This window comes from Veillonella sp. S13054-11 (assembly GCF_002959795.1).
GTDB classification, from domain to species: domain Bacteria; phylum Bacillota; class Negativicutes; order Veillonellales; family Veillonellaceae; genus Veillonella; species Veillonella parvula_E.
Genome location: NZ_PPCY01000009.1, coordinates 76,378 through 98,830 on the forward strand (window position 1 = coordinate 76,378; position 22,453 = coordinate 98,830).

Below are 22,453 nucleotides of genomic sequence, written 5' to 3' on the forward strand. Positions count from 1 at the left end.
CTATTGAATTTGTTCTAACACATATGTATTGATAGTATCGTAAATTAGTTTATTCTGTTTTTCTCGTCCAGTAATAATAAAGAAGACATCCTTAATCTGATGTAAGAAAGATTGCAATGATTGAATCTCTGCAGCACTACAAATATCTTGTTCTGTAAATACAACAACCTCATGAGCCATTTTATTGCGAATTTTTTTCTCAATTCTACGTATCTCTTTTAATTGCTTCAATAAAGAGGTATCAACTGTATCCTGATCTTCCAACATATGTAACATATGATAAAAAGATAATTGGAGCTCTTGTCGATAAGGTTTATTAGTATTAGACTTCCATGATGTATATAGTTTAGGATATTGGCTTTCAAATGCTACCATATCAAGGCTTATGCCCATAGATGTTTTTTTCTCAACTTGACGCCAGTTTACATGGAACTCTTTAGTAAAGTAATAACGCATCAACTCATACATAAATGGAGTGGTTTTTAAAATAAAGTCCTCAATTTGACCTTGTTTTAACCGCACTTCCATAAGCATTAAAAACTCATGTAATTTGCGTAGCACCTTATCGGTAAATATAGAAGATAAGTTTATAGAGCCTACTTTACGAGACTTTTGTAAAGCACCATTATAATCTAAACCCAATCGCAATTGAGCATGTTCTAAGAGCGGTAATACATCAATAACAACACCATCTTTAAAGGTTCTTTTATAGCCATGATAAAGACCTATAGCCTCTTTATATTTATAGCTATTAATAAGAGTATGAAGAGATTGTTTAAGATTGTTACGCTTAATATATCCCATCTGAGGTTCATGGCATCGATTTTCAGTATCTCCTTGATCATCAAAGTTATTTTCAATAACGATTTCAATATCTTCGTCATCATTAACTGCTGGCTCAGAACGATTAGAGCCACCTTGAGGACTATCGACTTGTATACCTCGTACCGCATCATGCTCTACGCTGAGATAAGACATAATTAACTTCATTTGAGGTGTACCAGAGCTTAAATTAATCAATATCTCTGCATCAGGATATTCTGAAAGCATCTCATAGAAATGGTCAACAAACGGTTGTAAAGTATCAATACGATGTACATCTTCAAGACCTGTGTATATAAGCTTGATATCTAAATCAGCTTTCACATGTTTTAAAGCCTTAGAAAATCGGCTATCAGATGCTTCCTTTTGCTCCATATCCTTACTCAATACGAGGATTGCCATATCAGGGTTATAATGCCTTACTATATGAAGCATCCCACCATCATAGCAACCACGAATAGGATCTGTATCTCCTACAGGAGTATAAAGAATTCTCATTGTACTACCTCACTTTGTACCCCACCCATACCTAATGCGGTCTTAATTCCGAGCCCTGTGAATTGGCTATAATAAGTCAATAGAGATAGGATACGTTGCATCACTAAATTTCGCTTAAATTGCATTACAATCTCTCCACGGAAACCACGGATTTTAACTCCTTCTAAACCATACATGCTCATTCGCAAATTATAGTCGCGAATGAAAGCAGCTGATTCAAGTGCAGCTAATAAATCTTCAGAGTCCATCATTTCAAACGTAGTGAACTGGTTCCACTGACGCAATAAATAGCGATAGATACGAAAGGCTTCAGGGAATATTGTATATTGTTGATCTACTTTAAAGCTTGTTGTAGTCACACACCGCAATTTAGCCTGCGCATATTCTGCTTCACCACTCCAAAACTTAGCCATTAACGCTTCATAAGAGGTTTCCTCTAAAATAGTTCTATCTTGAATATAAATATGCCCTCGTTTTTGTTTCAAAAAAATCTTTTCAGGCATATCTAGTGCTGGTCGTAATATACGCTCAACAGCCTCTGCTGTTACAGCAGAAAGACGCCAAATATATTGACCTTTTTCTTTATCAAAATAGATATATTGGCTATAAGGGCGCAGGCCCGTTTCATGTAACTGACCTGCATATTCTATTCCCACCAGCTCCATTAAGACTCCATGTAGCACGCTACCTATAGACTGCACAATTTTAATCGATGGGTCTGCTGTTATTCCTAACTCAATGGCCATAATTTCAACATTATCTGCCAATATGAATGCCCCCCATCTCATAATAATTGCCATTCCACTTTACTAATTTAATCGCACGTGGTGCCATAAATTTATCCTTACTATCATGTTTAGCCTTTTGAAAATTCACATCTAAAATAGCTCTAATAATATCAATTCCTGTTTTTTCATCATCCGTGAAAGCAGCCATAATAATAGTCTTTTGAATAAATCCTGTATTACTACCAATATACGCATTAGCTGAGTCTAGAGCTTTAAAGACAGACGGACTAACCTTCTTAAATTTAGAGGCTAATAACTTATGAGTAGTATCAAAGTCTTCCTGTAAAATATCTAACACTTGATCGATACTAGTAATCCCTATTTCTTTAGTCATAGCTGTATCAAGGGTTAATGTAAAGGAGAACTGTTGATTTGGTAAAATGCACTCACGATGTACAGAAATATCATGAGTTCCATCTTCCTCAACACAAGAATCCTCTTTCTTTAATACCTCTGTTTTAATCACACCCATAGGCATAGCATCAGAAACAGAAACACCTCGGAAAGCACTAGCTAAGATACCATTAACTCTCTTTTCTGAATTCCCGAACAGTACTTGTATATTACGATCAATCAACTTGTTCACTTCTCGTAATACAGAACCGATTTCACGTTTACAACGCTTCTTATCATATTGGAAATCTCTATATTTCTGTAAAATTTCCTTTAGTTTTTGTTGCACTGTAGCTCTAAACCTGGCATCTCTACGGAGTATATGTGAAACAATAGCACTATCAATAACACCTTTAATAGAACTACCAGGGATATAAACATCCCCATTGGCTCCACGAATCTGAGGCGTAATATCATTCAATGAGTTTTTACGCCCTTTATTATATATCGATGATTTCATAATAGAGCCAATAGCAGAACCTAATGTATCTTTTGTTAATTGAGATGCACCAATAGCATTTTTAGCCCAATCATACATAGTTCGACCATTTGGTCTCACCATCTCATCCTGCATATATGCTTCAAACTCTGCTAATTTATTATGACGTGCTAAAAAGCGAAACCACTCGTAGTTATTAAGAAGATATACTTCACCAGCATCGTAATTGTACATATAGTCCTTAGTCGTTAGCTTTTCAGGGCCACCAATATTGGTAGGACTCACAATAGTGAGCGATAGTTGTGCATGATTTATACGATTACTCATAATCCACCCCAATCCATAAGCCCATACCATTACGATATACAGGATGAGGTAAAGTATCCCCCGTAATAGTAAGCATTTGTCCTACTAATGCTTTTGGACAAACAGAGCCTTCCTTAACAACATAATAGGAATTACGTTTTACTTGAGTCGTAGTTCCAGCAGCCCCTACAAAGCCTCCACGCTTTTGTAATTTATAGGAACCTTGTTTTAAAGTAGCCACTTCATCACTAGTCGGAACACAGGCACTAATGCACATCATGTTTCCTTGCTTATTATGAATCAACGCATATAAAGCAGAAATATCTTTATAGATATCTTGAACTTCTAGTTTAATAGGATTGTCAGCTAACTCAAATTTCCCATAACCACCACTGCGTTTACCACCGATACCAGATAGTCCTAAAACTTCAAATATGCCTTCAAATAACTCCCGGCTTGCATCGTCATTAAAACCAGCAATAAAGTATAACCCCGTATGTGACATGAATTGATAGTTGCCCACATAATATGGTCGGCTCATTTCTCCACGCATATTTACCTGCGCAGATGTTTGTTTAGCACCAAAGGTAGGCATATATTTTTGTGAAATATCGGCCTCTATATACTGACTAAAATTTTGTAGCTGTGATGCTCGGATATACTCAATCTTCTTAATCTTCTTTTGCTCTGTCGCTACACGTTTTGTCTCTGCGAAACTTGTAATAGGCAGCTCTTTTGAATCAATTTGCATGATAGGTGTAGGTACATACAATTGATATTCCCCATTATCTATGCAGTACGGAAACAAACTAGATAGTACAATATGTTGATCTTTTACAGAGTCGATAAAAGATTGTAATAAACCTGTATCATGGCAGATTTCATGACAACATGCACCAAATAGTGCATCAGAGCCTAATGTAAGAGAAATAGTTTCTAAACTACCGCCTTCTGAGGTATCCCCGAAATGTACCGGTGTAAGAAAACGCAATGGATATAGATAGTAGTTCATAATAACAACCTACTTTCTTAATATATCTAATAAATCCTGCGTATTAATAGCACTATTACCTACTGGCTTCACATCATCAATAGAAATATTTACACGACCGTAGCCGCGAGACCCATGACCACCCAAATAGTCGATACCTAGTAATGCAAGACCTTCTTGTAAAATCTTCATATCTTCAGTAACTTCGGCTTCATTTTCAATGTTATATGCAACTTTAAATGTAAATACAGTACCTGCTGGAACACGTTCAATTTGACGAGGGTTAGCACTACCATCAACACGATTAATGGTGTTTTCAAACTTGATTTCACCCATATAAGTATCTGTCTCTATATTAGCAAACAGTTGACGAGTTTCATCTGTGATAAATAAATCATAAAACTGTAAACGAGCTGGTTTTACAGGATTTACGGAGCCAAATAAACGTTTGATTTCCTCTTTATCCTCTTTAATATCATTCATTATATAATCGTTACAATGACTTTTAGCTAGTAGGGTACGTAATTTGCCTTTAATAGAACTACCAGGAATAATTGGCTCTTGAGTAACTACATCACGAATGAATGGTGTATCAACAGAGCCAATAGGTGCAAAATCATTACTAGCCCCAATATGCATACCCGTTTCTAGTTTAATAGTACCTGTAATTAGTAATTTACCACGTAAAGATTTTAATTTATCATTGCTCTCCATGTTAAGCTCCTCCTATTATCGGTTACCAAATGATGGACGATTATTTTGATTAGTATTAAATGCCGGTTCTGGTGATTGAGATAACTCTACAGAACGATATTTATAGAATGCTACTAAAGCCTCTACATATTTACATAGTAAATCAAAACGCTTAACATCTGTGCCAATATCTTCAATCATATTTAAAAGCTTACTAATATCAATCAATTGCTTTACTGGATAAACTTTTTTACCACGACCAACAGACTCTTCAATACGACCAGCTTGATACAAAAGTGTAGTTTTTAAAAAACGTACATCCATTGCAATATCATTAGGTAACTTATCAAAAGCTTTGCTTCTTCGTTGAGCAACACTCAGTTTATTTTTAATTGCTACTACACTAGATAAAATTTTACGTAATTGTGCATATTTTAATAAAAAAGCACTACCGCTTTTATTCTTATCTAACTTATTAATAACGGCCTCAGCCACCTTAACAAGGTCTAAACTCCAATTAAATGTATCTTGTGCCATATAGTTGTCCTCACTTCGTCTCACGCATATAGTAAACAATGAGGTTGCAAGCTGTTAATAATGCTTTACAATCTGCTTCTGTTTGAATCCAAGTATGAATTGCTGTAACAAAATTTTTATATGATCCATACGCAGGATCATGTTTCTTAGGTTCTAAACGGGCTAATAAATAAAGAATACGAGCTACATTAATATGCTTCCCCTGTACTCTATCATTTAAAATTCCTTGTAATAAGTCCATCAACTTATAAACTAAACCTTTCCCTAATTTCAGTTTTGATGGTTGAGCCTCATTAATCCCCGGAATAACAAACAATTGATCTAGTGTATAAAGTTTGTCTTCTATTACATTATCAATGAGCTCCTCCCACTTATACACATGACGACATATACGCTCTTCACCATTTGAATTTGTTTCAAACCCAAACAAGGCAATACTATCTTTGCCATCATTGTCTTTAGCAACACTTTCAAGTAGGCCCGTAATCGCTGCCATTTGGCTTATTGGATAGGATGGAGAAAATAAGGCTAATCCAGCAGACATAGTAATTTTATTATCTGTAACCTCTGCCAGTTTTTCACGAATATCAATTGCTAATTCTAACAATTCGTCCCATGCACCAACAAGGAATACATCGTCACCACCGGAATAAATAACGTGAATTTTTCTAGTCGTAACTTTTTTATTAGCCCAAATAGTAAATGGTGTAACAGATCTACCAAAACCTTGCACATCACCTTGAGCCATTTTATTAACGGCAACCTTAAAGAACATTGCCAAATCACGAGATAAGTCAGCATATCGTGATAAAGTACCATATTTAAATTTATCAGAGCCCTCAGAAATAAAGCCTCCGATAAAGGCAGCACCAAGGTTATCTACGTCTGCTCGCAATACACCAAGTCGCTTAATACCTTTATCATCCCCTAAGCCACTAGATGCGGCAAGTTCTTCAAATTCATAAACTTGACCATTATCCTTGCGTGCTACATAATCCGCTAACCAAATACGATTGAATACATTATGTCCAGTTTTAGCTGTATTCTTAGAGTATATTCTAAAAATCTCATGACTAGATTCAAACTTCTGTAATGATGCTTCAGGGACCACATAAAGATATAACTTCAAATTATCCGCATCACTATTCAAATTATTAACATATACTTCAACCTTAGGGATACTTTCACTATCATCACTCGTATTAGGGCTAGCTAATACAAAGACCGTATCTCGACTGTCAACAATCTGTTCCCCTAAGCGATACAAGCCATTACAAATTGGACAAGCCTCAGCATCGGTATCCTTACCATAAGGCGATAGTATTGCTGTTGAAGTATGGCAAATGGAACATTCTCGCTCACCATGAAGAACTGTATTATACGTACTATTTGGATTAAATAGATCTGTTAGGTGTTGTTCAGAATATCGTTTAGCCTTAGCCTCACCAACAGATTGGCTCACCTTGCGAAATAATGTACGTTGCGATTGAATTAACTCGGCAGCTGTTGCTGTAGCAGAACCAAGTGCTAAATACAATTTAGTACCAAATACGGTTAAGAACCATTCGTTAATAGATTTTTCCATAGATTCAATAGCAGTACAAGTTTTTGTTGTATTAGGAGCCAATACATAAAAATGACCGCCACCATTGTAAATAAGATTTGCCCGAGTTAACTGCAATGCATCTAATAGCTCATCTACAATTTGTTCCATCAAAATTTCTAAATAGAATGAGCGACCACGTAATGATTTCAATGCACCTTTAGACGGAATCGTATAAATAAAATTCTGAATGCCAGAAATATCTCCAGATATTAATCGAAACGCTGGCATTTCGCGAAACTTTTTAGAATTCTGATAACAGTATTCTTTATAATCAGTAATACCTTGCTCCTCAAAATAATGCACCATACTATGTGCCACAGCTGCTGTTATCTTTGAGTGCATATACAAAGAGATATCATTGGCTTGATCTGTTGCCGTACTAGATGGCATATAGGACACAGTGTCTTCATAAATTCTCAACAACTCATTAACGGACATCTTATCTATTGGTTGTTGCTGAAAGTTCTGTACTAACACATCATATAGTGCCTTATATTTATCACTTGATGCACATATAGTTTTATCACTTTCAGGATAATTAAAATGGTCCGACACATCAATGCCACGTAGATAATACTGTAAGGGTTGAGTACTAGTTTTACCGCCAAATACACGGAAGATTGATTGAAGCGCTAACTCTTTATCAAACTTCTGTGTAGAGGTATTTTCACCTTCCTCAAGATCTCGACGATCTACAGCTGCAGCAATATTATCCGCTTCGTACACAATGTATGCATAATCATCATTTTTTAGTTGAGCTGCACTAAGCTCTTTCCCGTGATGATACTTCAAACAATGAGTAATACTTTGCTTTAAGCCCATATCGGAAAAATAGGGCTCAATGAAAGCAGCGCCGCGCTTAGAATGTGCATCGGTTCCCTGATTAGCTCGATACACGACTTTGCCGATATCATGAAGCAATGCACCCTTTACCAGTGCATCCCATTTACCCATCACATCGCCTCCAAACTCTACTTAAGAAATAAAAAACCTATTGACTTCATTATATATTCATTTCTGATTAAAACCAATAGAAAAACCATCCGATTTATACAAAAAAGCCAGTATATTCACTAAAAAGAATATACTGGCTATATTTTTGTACTTATATGAGTTTTTGACATAAGAACCGGCCCCGTAAGGGGGATTATTTAATTTAACGTATTGGAGAATATACTTATAGAGTACAAATCACATGAATTGTTCTCGTCCCCATCAGGGGATCATTTAATTTAACTGGGCAAGATTCATCGAATACAACCGTCAGGACGTGGTAGTAGAGTTTCCGTCCCCTAATGGGGATTATTTAATTTAACAAATCTGCTACTAAAGAAGCATTAGCTTATGAAGGCGATTTCATGTTTCCGTCCCCTAATGGGGATCATTTAATTTAACTATATCACAGAAAGGACGTCATATGGAATTCTTATTAGTTACTGTTTCCGTCCCCATCAGGGGATTATTTAATTTAACCAAAGGAAAACCCCGAGACCTATCGGATAGTAAATAACTACAAGTTTCCGTCCCCTAATGGGGATTATTTAATTTAACAAGATGCCGGAGACCGCATTTAATGAAATGGATAACAAAGGGGTTTCCGTCCCCATCAGGGGATCATTTAATTTAACTAAATGTTATGAAAAAGTTTATTAATCAAAAGTTCAATAACTCGTTTCCGCCCCCATCAGGGGATCATTTAATTTAACTTGTATAAAGTTACAAGAATTTCAGATATAACTCCGTGATTTTGTTTCCGTCCCCATTAGGGGATCATTTAATTTAACAATGCAACTCTTTCAATGCATTAGTTAACTCAAGCGTGTAATAGTTTCCGTCCCCATTAGGGGATCATTTAATTTAACAGGTTATTGCGGTCGTAACGATGATTCCTGCCCTGCTGTACGTTTCCGTCCCCATTAGGGGATCATTTAATTTAACATGGCTGTAACTAAGAAATCTATTGAAATCAACAAAACTCAAAAGTTTCCGTCCCCATTAGGGGATCATTTAATTTAACCATCTGGAAAAGGATTAGCATTAGAGGTGAAGAAAAGATACCGTTTCCGTCCCCATTAGGGGATCATTTAATTTAACAATTATGCTGGAATACCAATATTTTAAACGTGGGGTTTTAGGGTTTCCGTCCCCATTAGGGGATCATTTAATTTAACCAACAGGCTAACATACGGTGAATAAAATGGCTGTAACTAAGTTTCCGTCCCCATTAGGGGATCATTTAATTTAACACGACAAAGATGGGGAACAAATTATACCACTTGCAAGCCATGTGTTTCCGTCCCCATTAGGGGATCATTTAATTTAACTAAACGGAGGGCACAAGAACACCAAGAGTTATTACAGGGGGCGTTTCCGTCCCCATTAGGGGATCATTTAATTTAACGTTATTTTCTTATGGGTATGTTAGTATATCACACAGTAAAACGGTTTCCGTCCCCATTAGGGGATCATTTAATTTAACGCTTAATCGTAGTGGTAATACATATGAAGAACCTACGATGAAGTTTCCGTCCCCATTAGGGGATCATTTAATTTAACATTTGCACAGTACTAATATCCATACTGTACTCCTTTCTTAAATGTTTCCGTCCCCATTAGGGGATCATTTAATTTAACAAAAACTTATTTACACTCGATGAAAAATCTATGATTTGTTTCCGTCCCCATTAGGGGATCATTTAATTTAACACGTGAAAGGCTTTAAATATTTAGTAGCCAACGATACGAAAGGGAGTTTCCGTCCCCATTAGGGGATCATTTAATTTAACTTAAAAGGTATGCTAATCCTATAACATCGTGTTTTTGTAAATTGTTTCCGTCCCCATTAGGGGATCATTTAATTTAACGAATTGCTAAAAGAGCAAAATAAAATGCTTATGGCTTTAGTTTCCGTCCCCATTAGGGGATCATTTAATTTAACCTGGAAATCCCTCTGCATCAGAAAGATGCACGTAATCTAAGGTTTCCGTCCCCATTAGGGGATCATTTAATTTAACCCTGTCTTTGAAACAACAGATATTTACTGGTTCTAAAATACCAAAAACGGCGGAGATTGTAACTCCACCCCAGAAGGCACTTTAATGAGCTAAAATAATGTCGTTTAACCGCGCCACTATCACAACGGCGCAGATTTGATTTTCAAAAGATTAAATCTAGGTCTATTATAGCACATCAATAGCATTAATGAAAAACATATGAAAATAGAGCCACCTTATATAAGGTGGCTCTATTGAGGTGCCATATGTAACTTATTTTCAATAATTCATCTGCTCCCGCAGTTCTATTTATTTTCTTATACGCCTATCCTCCTTTTCCAGATTTCTCTCCACCCTCCTATTTCTACTTTCACCGTCCAACGAGTTATCTCGTTAGGTCTCTCCAGGCGATAAATAGTTCGGCCACGACTTGAGGGTTTTGGCTGAGTTTGATGCGAGCTAGCATTTTTCTCACGTAGTTGCAGTGTTCTAGCATCGCTTCGTTCAGTTTGTGTTTGACATGACGCGGGGATTGGTACACCAAGATCGGTGCAAAGTCCGCCACATGAATATAGCTCGTATCGGGTTCCGGACCTTCAGTAACGATATATTCATAGGGTATAGCCACGTTAAAGAGGCCGTACACCACGTCCTTGCCGATAGGGCGGCGACATTTAATATGAGCAAAGGTTAGATGCGGACCATAGGTCTTAGGTGCCGTATAGCTGCTGCGTCGACCGTCGCTGGTCATGATGTAATTGGGTCTCAGCCCTTCCTGCATCGCCAGCTCTCGCGTAATCGTGCGCATCGGCAGATGAACCATTTCTTCCCGTCCATCCACAAAATAACACTTCGTACTGTCCCCACCACTAGGTTGATAGGTAGGAATAAAACAAACAATGTGATTCTTTGGATTCGTATAGATCAAATCCAAATCTTCTCCCTTAGATAGCCGAGCGGCCATCAAATCTGTTAGTTTATCATCTATTGCCATGGAATCCTCTCCAATCTAATCAGGAACATTCCTTTCAACAATACAATGAACACGTGTTCTGTGAAAGCAGATTAGCATGCTTTAATCTGCTGCTGACTTAATTGTATATCAGCCTGTATAATTTGTAAATATATATACAAAACTATAGAAATTTACGTATATTTAATGACTTTATGATCTTGTAAAAGTTATATATACCTTGATGTGTCATTATTTTCTCATTTAAATTGAGAATTGCATATTTTATGTATATTTGTTAATCGAGATTAAAAGAAATATGCAATATATAGGATATAAATAAGAAATTAAATTATAATAACTAATGCACACACAAGTGTTCAAAGTCCGTACTCAAATACCTACGCAGCTTCCGAATAGCTCGTTCGTGACGCCGTTGGATGGCTTGGCGGCTGCAGTTCAGTTCTTCACTAACCGATACCAAGCTTTGGCACTCACCGTAGACACGGCGCAGTAGGTCTCGTTGATCAGGAGATAGTCTGCCTAAGGCCCATACGAGGCGTGCTCGAAGCCTATGCTCTTCATCGGCACTCATCACCATATCCGCTACATTCTCGCCAGATGCGAAGATATCCATACCAAAGGCGACTTCTCCATCATCGGTGGTCCGATCTGGGATGTGAATTTCACGGCGATATCGCAATCGTTCACGCTTCCAGTACCGCATGTAACCGTACATGACGCCAGCTTTCACAAAGCCTGGGAACGGTACTGCCCCGTTCAAATCAAAGCTATAAATCGATTCTATGAGGATGGCCCAAAGATAGCTCTCTACGTCCTCGCGGAATTCGCGGTTTCCCATGCGATTCGTATAGTGCAAGATGAGCGGTCGATACCTGCGACAGAGCTCGATTTGTGCCGCATCATGACGAAGTTCATCAACGGACCACGGCTGATACCCTACCGTCTGAATCCGCATATTCGGCTTTTGACAGATGGACACGAGGCTCTTGTCCGACAAGGACGATAAAACTTGATGACCACAGACGAGGGTCTGTAATTTCAATTCCTCTGGAATACTTTCCCTAGACTCATTAGCTTTCGATAGTAAAGAATGAGATGGTAATGCCTGTGTTTCTAACGTTTCTGACTGATAGTTGTCATGTTGTAAGTTTGCAGTTTTAATACATGTTTTTTGTACTAAAGGTTCTTCGTTTGTGTATAACATAAATCCCCTTTCCTGCCATGGCATAGCGCTTATGTACACAATACCGCGGAAAGAGTGTTTTGACAAATCGGCAATTCCTTGGAATTTCCCTATATTCTGTTATATTTGAGCCTTAGTTTCCATCCATAGTACACCATACGTTGCGATTCAAAGGGTAATTGCTGAAAATAGATAATTACTAAAAATGACACCACATACGCAATGTGGTGTCATTGTAAGAGGAAATATACTATCATTGGGTAATAGTATTCAATCTTTAGGTAGTAGTATTCAATCTGAAATTATCTGATTAAATCGCAATACACGCGGCTTGGACAAAGTCCTTTAGCTGCGGTTTTACATGATTATAATATACATCAGCGCCATAGCCGCGCACGATATCGCCCCAGTATTTATATACATAGCGGTACCAGAAATGGAACATACTATTCGTGAAATGGTAATCCGCATACTTCGCGTTCCCACGGTTACTTGCCTGAATGCGGCCCACGAGTCCCATAGACATGAGATCGTTCAAACGAGATGTAAAGGTACCACTTTTAATTTGGCTTTCTTGTAAAAGCTCCACGTAATACGGTCTTTCCAAGCTAGCAAGGCCCGTTAAAATGGCATTGGCTCCGGTTATATTTTTCATATCTCGATGCAAGATATATTGTGTTTCTTCAAAGAGAGCTCCCGTTACTGAGAAGAACAAGTTAATAATATTCGTATCAATACTTTCACCATTATCAAAGTATTGCACATAGGCAGGTAACCCACCGGTTACGGCAAAGACGGTGCGCAAATCATCCTTTGCATAGTGAAGGCCCAAGGATTTCATATCAACTAAGGAAAAAGGTTTCACCTCGAGATATTCGGACACGAAAGGACCGATAAGGCTGCGATCGCCAATGATGCGGCCATCGAGCTGTTCCAGACCATTAGCCATCAATATGATGTTCAAACGGCTCGTATCTTTATAGGTATCTAATAAATCGCGCAAGTGAATGGGAAACTGAGGAACTGCTTCCACCAAGGATGGATAATCGTCAATCACCACAGTCTGAGGTGTTTTCACACTGCTTTCAAAAAGTCTCACAAAAGCCTGCTGCAAACTCTCTACAGGCTCGAATGTATCTTGAGCATTAGCAGGAACAAAACGTGCCTCAAGAGCTCTATTTATATCAGCCACATGGACGGATTCATTAGCCATACGCCCCGCCAAATATATCGCCTTATGACGGCGTACAAGTTGCGAAGCCACATAGGATTTACCACTACGATGAGGACCATATACAACACATAAACTCATTTGGCCCATTGCAATTCGGGACTGGATACGCTCTATAATTTCAGCACGTCCCACAAAATTCATATACTCACCTCCAACTATTTACGGAAATTATTATATCATAATTTTAAATCATTATTAAACTTTTTTTCATATAGTTAACATAGCTTTTTATTATGTTAATTTTTTTACGCATCAAATCAGAGCTTTCATGCGATACATGTTGCCTTACTATCATAAAAGGTCTTATGATTACTTTATTTTCATATACCTTTGATATCCACATATCCTATAAGGCATGGTTATATAAGTTATACATTATAAGATAAGCTATACATATTAAACTATAGATTTTAATCTATATAGTTTAATCCATATATGTTAAAAATGACGTGCTACCCGAGAGGTATAGCACGTCATTTGCATATAAAGTATATTAAATTGTTACTGAATTTTCTTATACTAAGTTTATTAATGGTAAATTTCTAACTTGTAAATTTCTAACTTGTAAATATCTAATTCGTAAATTTCTGATTACAAAATCTAATATTCCTAAATATCTTATGGATCCATTTGCGTTTGCATTTTCATCAATAAGATGCGCTTAACCGATTCGTTAAGGCGCTCGGTCGTAATCGTTCCATCCGCCACCGCTTGCGTCAGCGCACGATGGACTTCATCGATATGAATCGTATCCGCATCAACAAGAATGAGATCACTGCCTGCCAAAATAGAGGCCACAGCGTAATCGCCTATCTTTTGATTGGATTGCAACGCACCCACATCGATACGATCCGTCATAACGATACCTTTATAGCCGAGCTCCTTGCGAAGCCAACCATCAATAATCGGCTTAGAGGAACTCGCCAAGTGTTCGTTATCGATAGCAGGAATCTGGATATGGCTCATCACAAGCATATAGCTATTCGCCGTCGTCTGCGCAATAAGCCGTTTAAAGACGGCTACATCATTATTGCTGAGATACGCTTTCGCCTCATTAGCTGATCCAAAGGACGCATCCCCTAAGGTCACTGCCGGAAAGTAGTTATAAGCAGACCACATATGATTAATTTGGTAACGCTCCACCATGGCAAGGTTTATATGACCTGCCCACGTGGGGTCGGATGTGTAAGACATATTCGGTACACCAAGGTTAGCATTAGGCCCAATAACCAAGTTAAAGCCCATATCCCGCATTTCAATAGCAGATCGCGTGGCCAAATTAATGATACGATCCATAGGCAATTGCCCCCATCGATTGGGCTTCGGCAACCGCAAGAAACTTTCATTCCCATGCAATATGCGATCACGATGCACCGCAATATAGGGTGTCACCATGCTAGAGGTTATCGCCGTTTGCATGATATCGCTGGTGAAAGTTTTCACTTGGTTCTTATTAATAAGATTTTCATTCGTTAGCATAACGCCACTGACACGGTATTTTCGGATCACATCCTTTTGGGATTGTCCTATCGTACTACCATGAAGGCTGATCATCATCAGCTGCCCCACCTTATCCTCTTGAGACATGGCCGCAATCCAAGTGTCCACCTTTTCAGACACGGGTTTATTGGACTCCAGGACGGCACGGTACGATACGGTTCGTACCGTTTCTTGTTCTGCCTGACTCTCATGTTGGCATCCAGTTGTACCAACGACAGCAACTAGTAAGGCAAGGCCACTCAGGACCCGCCGAAAAAACTGGTTCATCTCTCCTAAAAGCTCCTTAATGCTTACGCAATATTATGAATATTATGGGCTTTCTATGTTGCTCTCCCAATGCAACACCCATAAGTCCCCTCTTGATCCGTACAGTATATTTTTATATTATACACTAAATGATTCATCTTTTCCTCATAATAAAATAATTTTTTTATACTGGATTATTATAATAAAGTTATACAGTAAAAATATGTGAATTTTGAATAATTATATAAAAAAATCCTACGAATCGTTTAAAAAGTGACCGCACTGTAACAAAGGCTACGTGAGTATCAAGTCACTCATGACCCGTAGGATTTTCTATTTTATATTGTTGTACCCTAAATAGCTAACGCTACTATGAGTGTATAAGCATTTGATTACTTTATAACAGCCTGCTGTTTGAGTAATCGACTATTATTAACCTTTAAATTTTTCTTTCTTTACTGACACATAGTCAACACCAACTTACACCATATTCAAGCAATTGGCTGTCATTAACCTTTAAATTTAGGGGATGTTGGGCATGTTTCAGGTGTTACGTCTTTACGAGTACCAAGAACCGCGCTGCGGTCTGTGTAGTGTGTGTGTAAAAGTTCGTGTGCTTTATGGCCCAATGGTTCGCCTAAGAAATCTTTGTACAATGTTTGGATTTCTTCATTTTCATAGGACGCAACCCATTTGTAGTTTTCATCAGCTTCGTAAAGACCGCCGATACGAGCTTCTTTAGTTTTCACCGCTTGCGGCAATTTAGTGCGCGGTTGGCCACCACCACCAATGCAACCGCCTGGGCACGCCATAACTTCGATGAAGTCATAGTGTTTACCACTGTCTTTCAATGCATTCAAGAAGTCACGTGTGTTTTTACCGCCATGAACAACAGCAACGGACAATGTTACGTCATCACCCAATTGAACAGTTGCCTCTTTTACACCTTCCATACCGCGAACGTCTTCGAGGTGAGTCAACGCATATGGAGGTGGCTCTTTATCAGTGATGAGCTTGTAAGCCGTACGCATCGCCGCTTCCATAACACCACCTGTGTTACCGAAGATGATGGATGCGCCAGTTTCCATGCCGATTAAGTCGTCGAATTGAGATTCTTCTACTGTGTTGAAGTCGATATTTTCCTCTTGAATCCAACGAATAAACTCACGAGTTGTGATGGAAATATCTGTGTCCATGCCAAGGGATTCGTCATTGTGGTAACGAGCCGCTGCATTTTCTTCTTCCCGTTTCGTTTCTGCTTTTTTAGCCGTACAAGGGTTTACAGATACGGATACGATATTACGAGGATCGATGCCTTTTTTCTCTGCAAAGTACGTTTTAATCATAGCCGCTTCCATAGCGATACAAGAACGTGTGGAAGACAAATTAGGAATCAATTCAGGGAAATAGATTTCCGCAAAGCGTACCCACGCTGGGCAGCAACTTGTAAACTGAGGAATTTGGCCGCCATTTTTAAGGCGTTCTACAAGCTCGGATGCTTCCTCCATAATGGTTAAGTCCGCACCAAAGTTAGTATCTACTACATAGTCTGCACCAAGTTTACGCAAGGCACCAACCATTTTGCCTTCCAAGAATGTACCTGGTTCATAACCAAAACCTTCACCGATGGATACACGAACAGCAGGAGCCGTTTGGATAACGACGATTTTTTCAGGATCAGCAAGGGCTGCTTTTACCTTTTCAAGCTCGGATTTAGCATGCATGGAGTCGAATGGGCATGCTGCCGCACATTGACCGCAATGGATACATACAGGCACATCGCCGTTTGCATCAAGGTCGTAGTAATCAAGTACGCTCATTACATCCGCACAAGCGCGACGGCATAACGTACAGTTTTTACACTTGGAAATGTCGTGATAAATGGATGGATTGTCGAGTGCAATCGGCACGCGTTTATCGATAAATTCGTATTGAGACATGAGGACCTCCTCTAACAAACTATAACTACCAAACCTATTGGGGCGAAATATGCCAAACTACGGAGCACTGCGCCCAAGCCATACTTCTGCATCTTACCTATAGTATACGCTATGGTGAAAGTTTATACTATGTAGAATTGTTACACTTTTGCACAAAATCTCCAAAAAAGTGTACTATAAATCACATTTTAACATAGAAAGATGAATAATTCATCTATCTTAAAAGCGTTAACTAACGTGCCTTAATAAGTGACTTACTTATAGCGCTATAAAAACTAATGGCTTAATTGTTAATACTATAAGAGCTAAAACAAAATTATATTGTACATAAAAAACGCACGCTCTTTAAAAGAACGTGCGCCAGTGAAGCTTTCACAAAATCATTCAATCTAAACAAGCCTAAACTGATCAACAGTGTACTCGTCTGTAGGATTCAATTATTTACCGCCCCAAATAAGTTGGAATACAGCGTACGCAGGCGTACCTGGCTCAACTTTACGGCTATTTTTATTAACTTGTTCCTCTTTCACAACATAACCTTGTGGGTTATAAAGAGTCACCTTAAGATCCTTAACTTCCCGTTTTTTATGATTGAACTCTTCAGTCACGATATAGTGGTAACCTTCGTAGTCCATCGCTTTAATGTCCATTACCGCTTTTTTATCGTCTTTTTTAACAGAATCGTTGTCGATAGACCAAGTAACACCATTGCTATCTGTGCCTACTGTATACCAATTAGCCGCATCAACACTACCAATACCGCCGATTAATAATGCGCCTGCTGCCAAAACAGCTGCCAATGTTTTTTTCATATTAATACCTCTCAAAGAAAATACAAAAATATACAAACTAGTATATAAGGGAAAACTAAATATTTTATGAAAGACAAACATACTCAATAATTAGGTATAGAGATTAATTATTAGCGTAACAATTAACGTAATGATTAGGCTATCGTATCTAACTATTGAGCCCATGACTTAAAGCTTCACATAATAGGTCGAACGGCCGCCACCCTTACGCTGGATACTGCCTTTTTTTACAAGTGTACGCACTGCACTTTCAATAGTACTATCACTGATATTTGGACACCATTCTCTAATATCTTGCTTTGTGAAAGCCCCTAAATACCTATCGATGGCAGCTTGCACCTGATTCATCGCAGAACCGCTATTTACTAGTAAAGCACTACGATCCTCAAAGTCATGATAAACGGCCAATAACATTTGTAACCAATACCGAATGAAAGCCATAGGACAGAAGCTTTCACCATACCACGCATCACTAGACTCGCATAAAGCCGCATAATACATGTCCTTATTTGCTGCAATTTTAGCTTCTAAGGACACATATTTACCGACCATAAAGCCACTGCGATACAGCAATAACGTCGTCAACAATCGACTCATGCGACCGTTCCCATCATTAAATGGGTGAATACATAAAAAGTCATGAATAAATATGGGAATCGCTAGGAGTGGTTCCACCTCTCCATTACCTACAACCCGATTATATTCCGCGCAAATCTGATCGAGAGCCTCCGCCGTTTCATAAGGTGCTAGCGGAGTAAATAATACCTCTGTTCGACCATCTGGATACGTAGCACTAATATAATTCTGTACGCTCTTCAACTGCCCACCACGTGCATTAAACTGGTAATTATACAAAATCTTGTGCAACTGCAAAATATGGTTCCGCGACAACGATATGGAATCATAACTCCCATGGATAACATTCAATGCATCACGATATCCCATGATTTCCTGCTCATCCCGGTTACGAGGTGTCGTCTTGTCAGCCACTAATTGCCGGAGGCGAGTTCTCGTCGTCACAATCCCTTCAATCGCATTTGAAGCCTCTGTACTCTGTACCTTTGCCAACTCCACAAGCGAGTCTAATATGGCAGGACTCTGTGAAAGCAAAACCTCCTCCTTACCATTTGCCCGATAAATCCCCGCAATAAGACTCAAAATATCCATCTTCCACGACAAAGATTGAATCTGGCCATACTCAAAACGACGCATACACACACCTCCATTCCGCTCTAATCCCTTACAAATAAAACTATTCCCTTAAATTATACCATAAAATAAGGGAATAAATAACTCTCTACTTCTCTACCGTGTGTGATCCAACGAATTTGAAAACTGATATTCGCCCTGTAAGAGTACTAATAATATAGAAAGCCCCGAACTATTCTGAAAACGACTTAGGTCACTATGGAGGCTTTCAGGATAGTTCGGGGCTACTTATACGTTCTGAGTATCTAAATAGACAGAGCGAATATCAGCTTCTATTAAATTGTTGGATTATTTACCCCATAGGGCCTGCATAACTTCCGCCCCCATGGTATCCGGTTCAATTTTCGTAGGTTTTTGTGCTTGTTTACTGGATAACAATGCTATACCAGCATTGCTATATACTGTTGTATCAAGTTCTGTCCATGTTTTTTCTTTACGATCAATCCGTACTGTGTAGATATATGTAAAGCCTTCTACATTGTTAATTTTAACAAGTACTGTAGCCGCATCATCTGTTTTATATACAGAAGAGTTGTCAATAAACCATGCCGCATCGTCAGCATCAGCATCGATATAGTACCAGTCAGCAGCACTAGCTTGACCAAAGCCACCTACAAAGAAAACTCCTGCTGCAAACATAGCAGCTAGCCATTTTTTCATTTTTAAACTCCTCAACACTAGAGGCGACCATCTAAGATGATCGCCCATGGTTACTTAATAGTTATATAGTGTTTTATATTATTCTACTTCTTCTTCGATTTCAGCGCCTGGAATAACAGCAATACTAGCTACCTTATCACCTTCGTCGAGGTTTTGTGTTTTCACACCAGAGATAGCTTTGCCCTTCTTCACAGCGATGTCATTCATATTGAAGCGGATGATTTTACCTTGCTCAGAGATAAGCATGACTTCGTCATCGTTATGAACAACCTCTACGGCTACTACATCGCCGGTTTTGTTAGTAATCTTGAAGTTCTTAGAGCCTTTACCACCGCGTTTTTGCAATGTATAAGCTTCCGCATCATTGCGTTTACCAAAACCTTCTTCAGAGATAGTAAACACTTGTGCTTCACTTTCATCAGTATTAAGAACACCAGCGCCTACAACCACGTCGCCTGCATTCAATTTAATGCCGCGCACGCCATGAGCCGCCCGTTTCATGAGGCGCACATCATGTTCGCTAAAGCGAATAGCAATGCCTAATTTAGTGCCAATCAAGATGTCTTGGTTGCCAGTCGTTACGTTAACGGAAATCAAACGATCGCCTTCGTCGAGGTTAATTGCATTGAGGCCAGAACGACGGATATTGCGGTATTCTTCAATAGCTGTACGTTTTACAACGCCGAACTCAGTAACCATGAATAAATTTACATCTTCATGGACCCGTTCAAGGTCAATCATAGTCGTAACGGATTCGCCTACCGCGAGCGGCAATACGTTAACCATAGCAGTACCACGAGAGTTGCGGGAGCCTGCTTCTGGCACTTCGTACGCCTTGAGGCGATATGCACGGCCTGCAGATGTGAAGAATAGCAATGTATTATGGGTCCGCACATGCATAATTTGCGTTACATAATCATCTTCCTTCGTCTTCATGCCGATAACGCCAGCGCCGCCTTTATGTTGGTTGCGATATACGTTCGCGTTCATGCGTTTGATGTAACCTTGTTTAGTCAAGGTAATAACCATTTCTTCGTCAGCAATGAGGTCTTCTACATCAAGGTCAGACGTATCGATGGTGATTTCAGAACGACGAGGGTCGCCGTATTTCTTCTTCATATCATCGAGTTCGTCTTTGATGATTTGACGTTGACGCGCTTCGCTAGCCAAGATAGCTTTTAAATCTTCGATCAATGCCAACAATTCCTTGTATTCCTCTTCGATTTTCTCGCGTTCCAAACCTGTTAAACGGCGTAAACGCATGTCGAGGATGGCTACTGCTTGTTTCTCTGAAAGCCCGAATTTTTGCATTAATGCATTGCGTGCAATTTCGTCAGTTTGGGAACTGCGGATTGTAGCGATTACTTCATCGATGTGGTCGAGGGCAATCAACAAGCCTTCCAAGATGTGAGCGCGCGCCTCAGCTTTGTTAAGCTCGAATTGAGTGCGGCGTACGATAACATCGAGGCGATGATCTAAGTAGTAACCCAATACTTCTTTCAAATTCAATACGCGAGGATGTCCATCTACGAGAGCTAGCATAATCACGCCGAATGTTTCTTGAAGTTGAGTGTGTTTATATAATTTGTTAAGTACGATATCTGGTTGCACGTCAGCCCGTAATTCGATAACGATGCGCATACCTTGGCGGTCAGATTCATCGCGAAGTGCTGTGATGCCATCGATGACCTTGTCACGGCTCAAGTTCGCAATGGTTTCGATAACGCGAGCCTTATTCACTTGGTACGGAATCTCAGTCACTACGATTTTATGCTTGCCCTTAGACATCTCTTCGATAGTCGCACGAGCACGCATTTTAACGCTACCACGACCTGTGGAGTACGCTTTTTTGATGCCTTCTCGGCCCAAAATGAGTGCACCAGTTGGGAAGTCTGGCCCTTTAATAGCGGTCATCAATTCATCTACAGTCACATCCGGATTGTCGATGAGCATCGCTAGGCCATTACATACCTCGTTAAGATTATGTGGTGGAATATTTGTCGCCATCCCTACGGCGATACCGCTGGAACCATTGATGAGAAGATTAGGAATCTTCGCTGGCAATACAGTTGGTTCTTGCAAGCTTTCATCATAGTTCGGCATGAAATCAACAGTTTCCTTGTCGATATCGGCAAGCATTTCCGTTGTAATCTTCGCCATACGTACTTCGGTATAACGCATCGCAGCGGCACTATCGCCGTCGATGGAGCCAAAGTTACCGTGACCGTCAACCAAAAGGTAGCGCGTATTAAAATCCTGTGCCAAACGAACTGTCGCATCGTAAACGGAGCTATCACCATGTGGATGATACTTACCGAGTACGTCACCGACGATACGAGCGGATTTCTTGTACGGTTTATTTGGCGTCATGCCTGTTTCGTGCATCGCGTACAAAATACGACGATGTACTGGTTTCAAGCCATCGCGCACATCTGGAAGCGCACGCATAACGATTACGGACATTGCATAATCGATGTACGCATTCTTCATTTCTTTATCAATCTGAACGGGATGAATATTCCCGTGGGACCATTGTTGGTCTGCCACAATCTCACCTCATTTTACTAACACTTATACTAATTCATCATATAATTATAGCATTTTTAAGGTGTTAACGCTATCTTTTA

16 protein-coding genes and 1 CRISPR repeat array are annotated in these 22,453 nt (G+C 39.2%); all 16 genes read right to left on the bottom strand.

Features of this window, described 5'->3' with window-relative positions:
• Entirely contained in the window at positions 1-1,320 is a 1,320-nt protein-coding gene (locus VPHSUH08_RS09045) for a CRISPR-associated protein Csm6 (protein ID WP_105087282.1), read from the bottom strand.
• Positions 1,317-2,087 carry a CRISPR system precrRNA processing endoribonuclease RAMP protein Cas6 gene (gene cas6 / locus VPHSUH08_RS09050; RefSeq protein WP_105087283.1) on the bottom strand — a complete coding sequence of 257 codons (771 nt, stop codon included), beginning with the start codon at positions 2,085-2,087 and terminating at the stop codon, positions 1,317-1,319. Before cas6 ends, VPHSUH08_RS09045 begins: the two co-directional genes overlap by 4 nt.
• Entirely contained in the window at positions 2,077-3,267 is a 1,191-nt protein-coding gene (csm5, locus tag VPHSUH08_RS09055; RefSeq protein ID WP_105087284.1) for a type III-A CRISPR-associated RAMP protein Csm5, read from the bottom strand. Before csm5 ends, cas6 begins: the two co-directional genes overlap by 11 nt.
• Positions 3,260-4,258 (bottom strand): type III-A CRISPR-associated RAMP protein Csm4, encoded by a 999-nt coding sequence (gene csm4, locus VPHSUH08_RS09060; protein WP_105087285.1) that lies wholly within the window; start codon positions 4,256-4,258, stop codon positions 3,260-3,262. Before csm4 ends, csm5 begins: the two co-directional genes overlap by 8 nt.
• A gap of 9 nt (positions 4,259-4,267) precedes the next feature.
• A complete protein-coding gene (gene csm3, locus VPHSUH08_RS09065) occupies positions 4,268-4,951 on the bottom strand; it encodes a type III-A CRISPR-associated RAMP protein Csm3 (protein ID WP_105087286.1) in 684 nt (227 codons plus the stop codon).
• Between the two features lie 15 nt (positions 4,952-4,966).
• The gene (csm2, locus tag VPHSUH08_RS09070) at positions 4,967-5,467 is read right to left on the bottom strand and encodes a type III-A CRISPR-associated protein Csm2 (protein ID WP_105087287.1); all 501 of its coding nucleotides are present in this window, start codon (positions 5,465-5,467) and stop codon (positions 4,967-4,969) included.
• Between the two features lie 10 nt (positions 5,468-5,477).
• Complete coding sequence (gene cas10 / locus VPHSUH08_RS09075) at positions 5,478-8,027, bottom strand: type III-A CRISPR-associated protein Cas10/Csm1 (RefSeq protein WP_105087288.1); 2,550 nt, start codon at positions 8,025-8,027, stop codon at positions 5,478-5,480.
• Between the two features lie 172 nt (positions 8,028-8,199).
• A CRISPR array of direct repeats spans positions 8,200-10,087; the repeat unit is 35 nt; unit sequence GTTTCCGTCCCCATTAGGGGATCATTTAATTTAAC.
• 364 nt (positions 10,088-10,451) lie between these two features.
• A complete protein-coding gene (locus VPHSUH08_RS09080) occupies positions 10,452-11,060 on the bottom strand; it encodes a hypothetical protein (RefSeq protein WP_004694448.1) in 609 nt (202 codons plus the stop codon).
• Positions 11,061-11,379: 319 nt separating this feature from the next.
• The gene (locus tag VPHSUH08_RS09085) at positions 11,380-12,246 is read right to left on the bottom strand and encodes a sigma-70 family RNA polymerase sigma factor (RefSeq protein WP_105087289.1); all 867 of its coding nucleotides are present in this window, start codon (positions 12,244-12,246) and stop codon (positions 11,380-11,382) included.
• A 289-nt stretch (positions 12,247-12,535) separates the two neighbouring features.
• The gene (locus VPHSUH08_RS09090; protein ID WP_004694443.1) at positions 12,536-13,600 is read right to left on the bottom strand and encodes an ATP-binding protein; all 1,065 of its coding nucleotides are present in this window, start codon (positions 13,598-13,600) and stop codon (positions 12,536-12,538) included.
• A 477-nt stretch (positions 13,601-14,077) separates the two neighbouring features.
• Positions 14,078-15,226 carry a glycoside hydrolase family 3 N-terminal domain-containing protein gene (locus tag VPHSUH08_RS09095; protein WP_105087290.1) on the bottom strand — a complete coding sequence of 383 codons (1,149 nt, stop codon included), beginning with the start codon at positions 15,224-15,226 and terminating at the stop codon, positions 14,078-14,080.
• A 488-nt stretch (positions 15,227-15,714) separates the two neighbouring features.
• Positions 15,715-17,145: a [FeFe] hydrogenase, group A gene (locus tag VPHSUH08_RS09100; protein WP_105087291.1), complete on the bottom strand. Its 1,431-nt coding sequence runs from the start codon at positions 17,143-17,145 to the stop codon at positions 15,715-15,717.
• Positions 17,146-17,582: 437 nt separating this feature from the next.
• Positions 17,583-17,957, bottom strand: coding sequence for a hypothetical protein (locus tag VPHSUH08_RS09105; protein ID WP_004694437.1), 375 nt, complete (start codon positions 17,955-17,957; stop codon positions 17,583-17,585).
• A gap of 168 nt (positions 17,958-18,125) precedes the next feature.
• A complete protein-coding gene (locus tag VPHSUH08_RS09110) occupies positions 18,126-19,169 on the bottom strand; it encodes a Fic family protein (protein WP_105087292.1) in 1,044 nt (347 codons plus the stop codon).
• 285 nt (positions 19,170-19,454) lie between these two features.
• Entirely contained in the window at positions 19,455-19,826 is a 372-nt protein-coding gene (locus VPHSUH08_RS09115; RefSeq protein WP_004698032.1) for a hypothetical protein, read from the bottom strand.
• Between the two features lie 78 nt (positions 19,827-19,904).
• Positions 19,905-22,373: a DNA gyrase subunit A gene (gene gyrA, locus VPHSUH08_RS09120; protein WP_004698046.1), complete on the bottom strand. Its 2,469-nt coding sequence runs from the start codon at positions 22,371-22,373 to the stop codon at positions 19,905-19,907.
• Positions 22,374-22,453 lie beyond the last annotated feature (80 nt).

Coding starts and splice junctions, on each gene's coding strand:
- VPHSUH08_RS09045 (WP_105087282.1), bottom strand. CDS start 1,320: ATGAGAATTCTTTATACTCCTGTAGGAGATACAGATCCTATTCGTGGT.
- csm5 (WP_105087284.1), bottom strand. CDS start 3,267: ATGAGTAATCGTATAAATCATGCACAACTATCGCTCACTATTGTGAGT.
- csm4 (WP_105087285.1), bottom strand. CDS start 4,258: ATGAACTACTATCTATATCCATTGCGTTTTCTTACACCGGTACATTTC.
- csm3 (WP_105087286.1), bottom strand. CDS start 4,951: ATGGAGAGCAATGATAAATTAAAATCTTTACGTGGTAAATTACTAATT.
- csm2 (WP_105087287.1), bottom strand. CDS start 5,467: ATGGCACAAGATACATTTAATTGGAGTTTAGACCTTGTTAAGGTGGCT.
- cas10 (WP_105087288.1), bottom strand. CDS start 8,027: ATGGGTAAATGGGATGCACTGGTAAAGGGTGCATTGCTTCATGATATC.
- VPHSUH08_RS09080 (WP_004694448.1), bottom strand. CDS start 11,060: ATGGCAATAGATGATAAACTAACAGATTTGATGGCCGCTCGGCTATCT.
- VPHSUH08_RS09085 (WP_105087289.1), bottom strand. CDS start 12,246: ATGTTATACACAAACGAAGAACCTTTAGTACAAAAAACATGTATTAAA.
- VPHSUH08_RS09090 (WP_004694443.1), bottom strand. CDS start 13,600: ATGAATTTTGTGGGACGTGCTGAAATTATAGAGCGTATCCAGTCCCGA.
- VPHSUH08_RS09095 (WP_105087290.1), bottom strand. CDS start 15,226: ATGAACCAGTTTTTTCGGCGGGTCCTGAGTGGCCTTGCCTTACTAGTT.
- VPHSUH08_RS09100 (WP_105087291.1), bottom strand. CDS start 17,145: ATGTCTCAATACGAATTTATCGATAAACGCGTGCCGATTGCACTCGAC.
- VPHSUH08_RS09105 (WP_004694437.1), bottom strand. CDS start 17,957: ATGAAAAAAACATTGGCAGCTGTTTTGGCAGCAGGCGCATTATTAATC.
- VPHSUH08_RS09110 (WP_105087292.1), bottom strand. CDS start 19,169: ATGCGTCGTTTTGAGTATGGCCAGATTCAATCTTTGTCGTGGAAGATG.
- VPHSUH08_RS09115 (WP_004698032.1), bottom strand. CDS start 19,826: ATGAAAAAATGGCTAGCTGCTATGTTTGCAGCAGGAGTTTTCTTTGTA.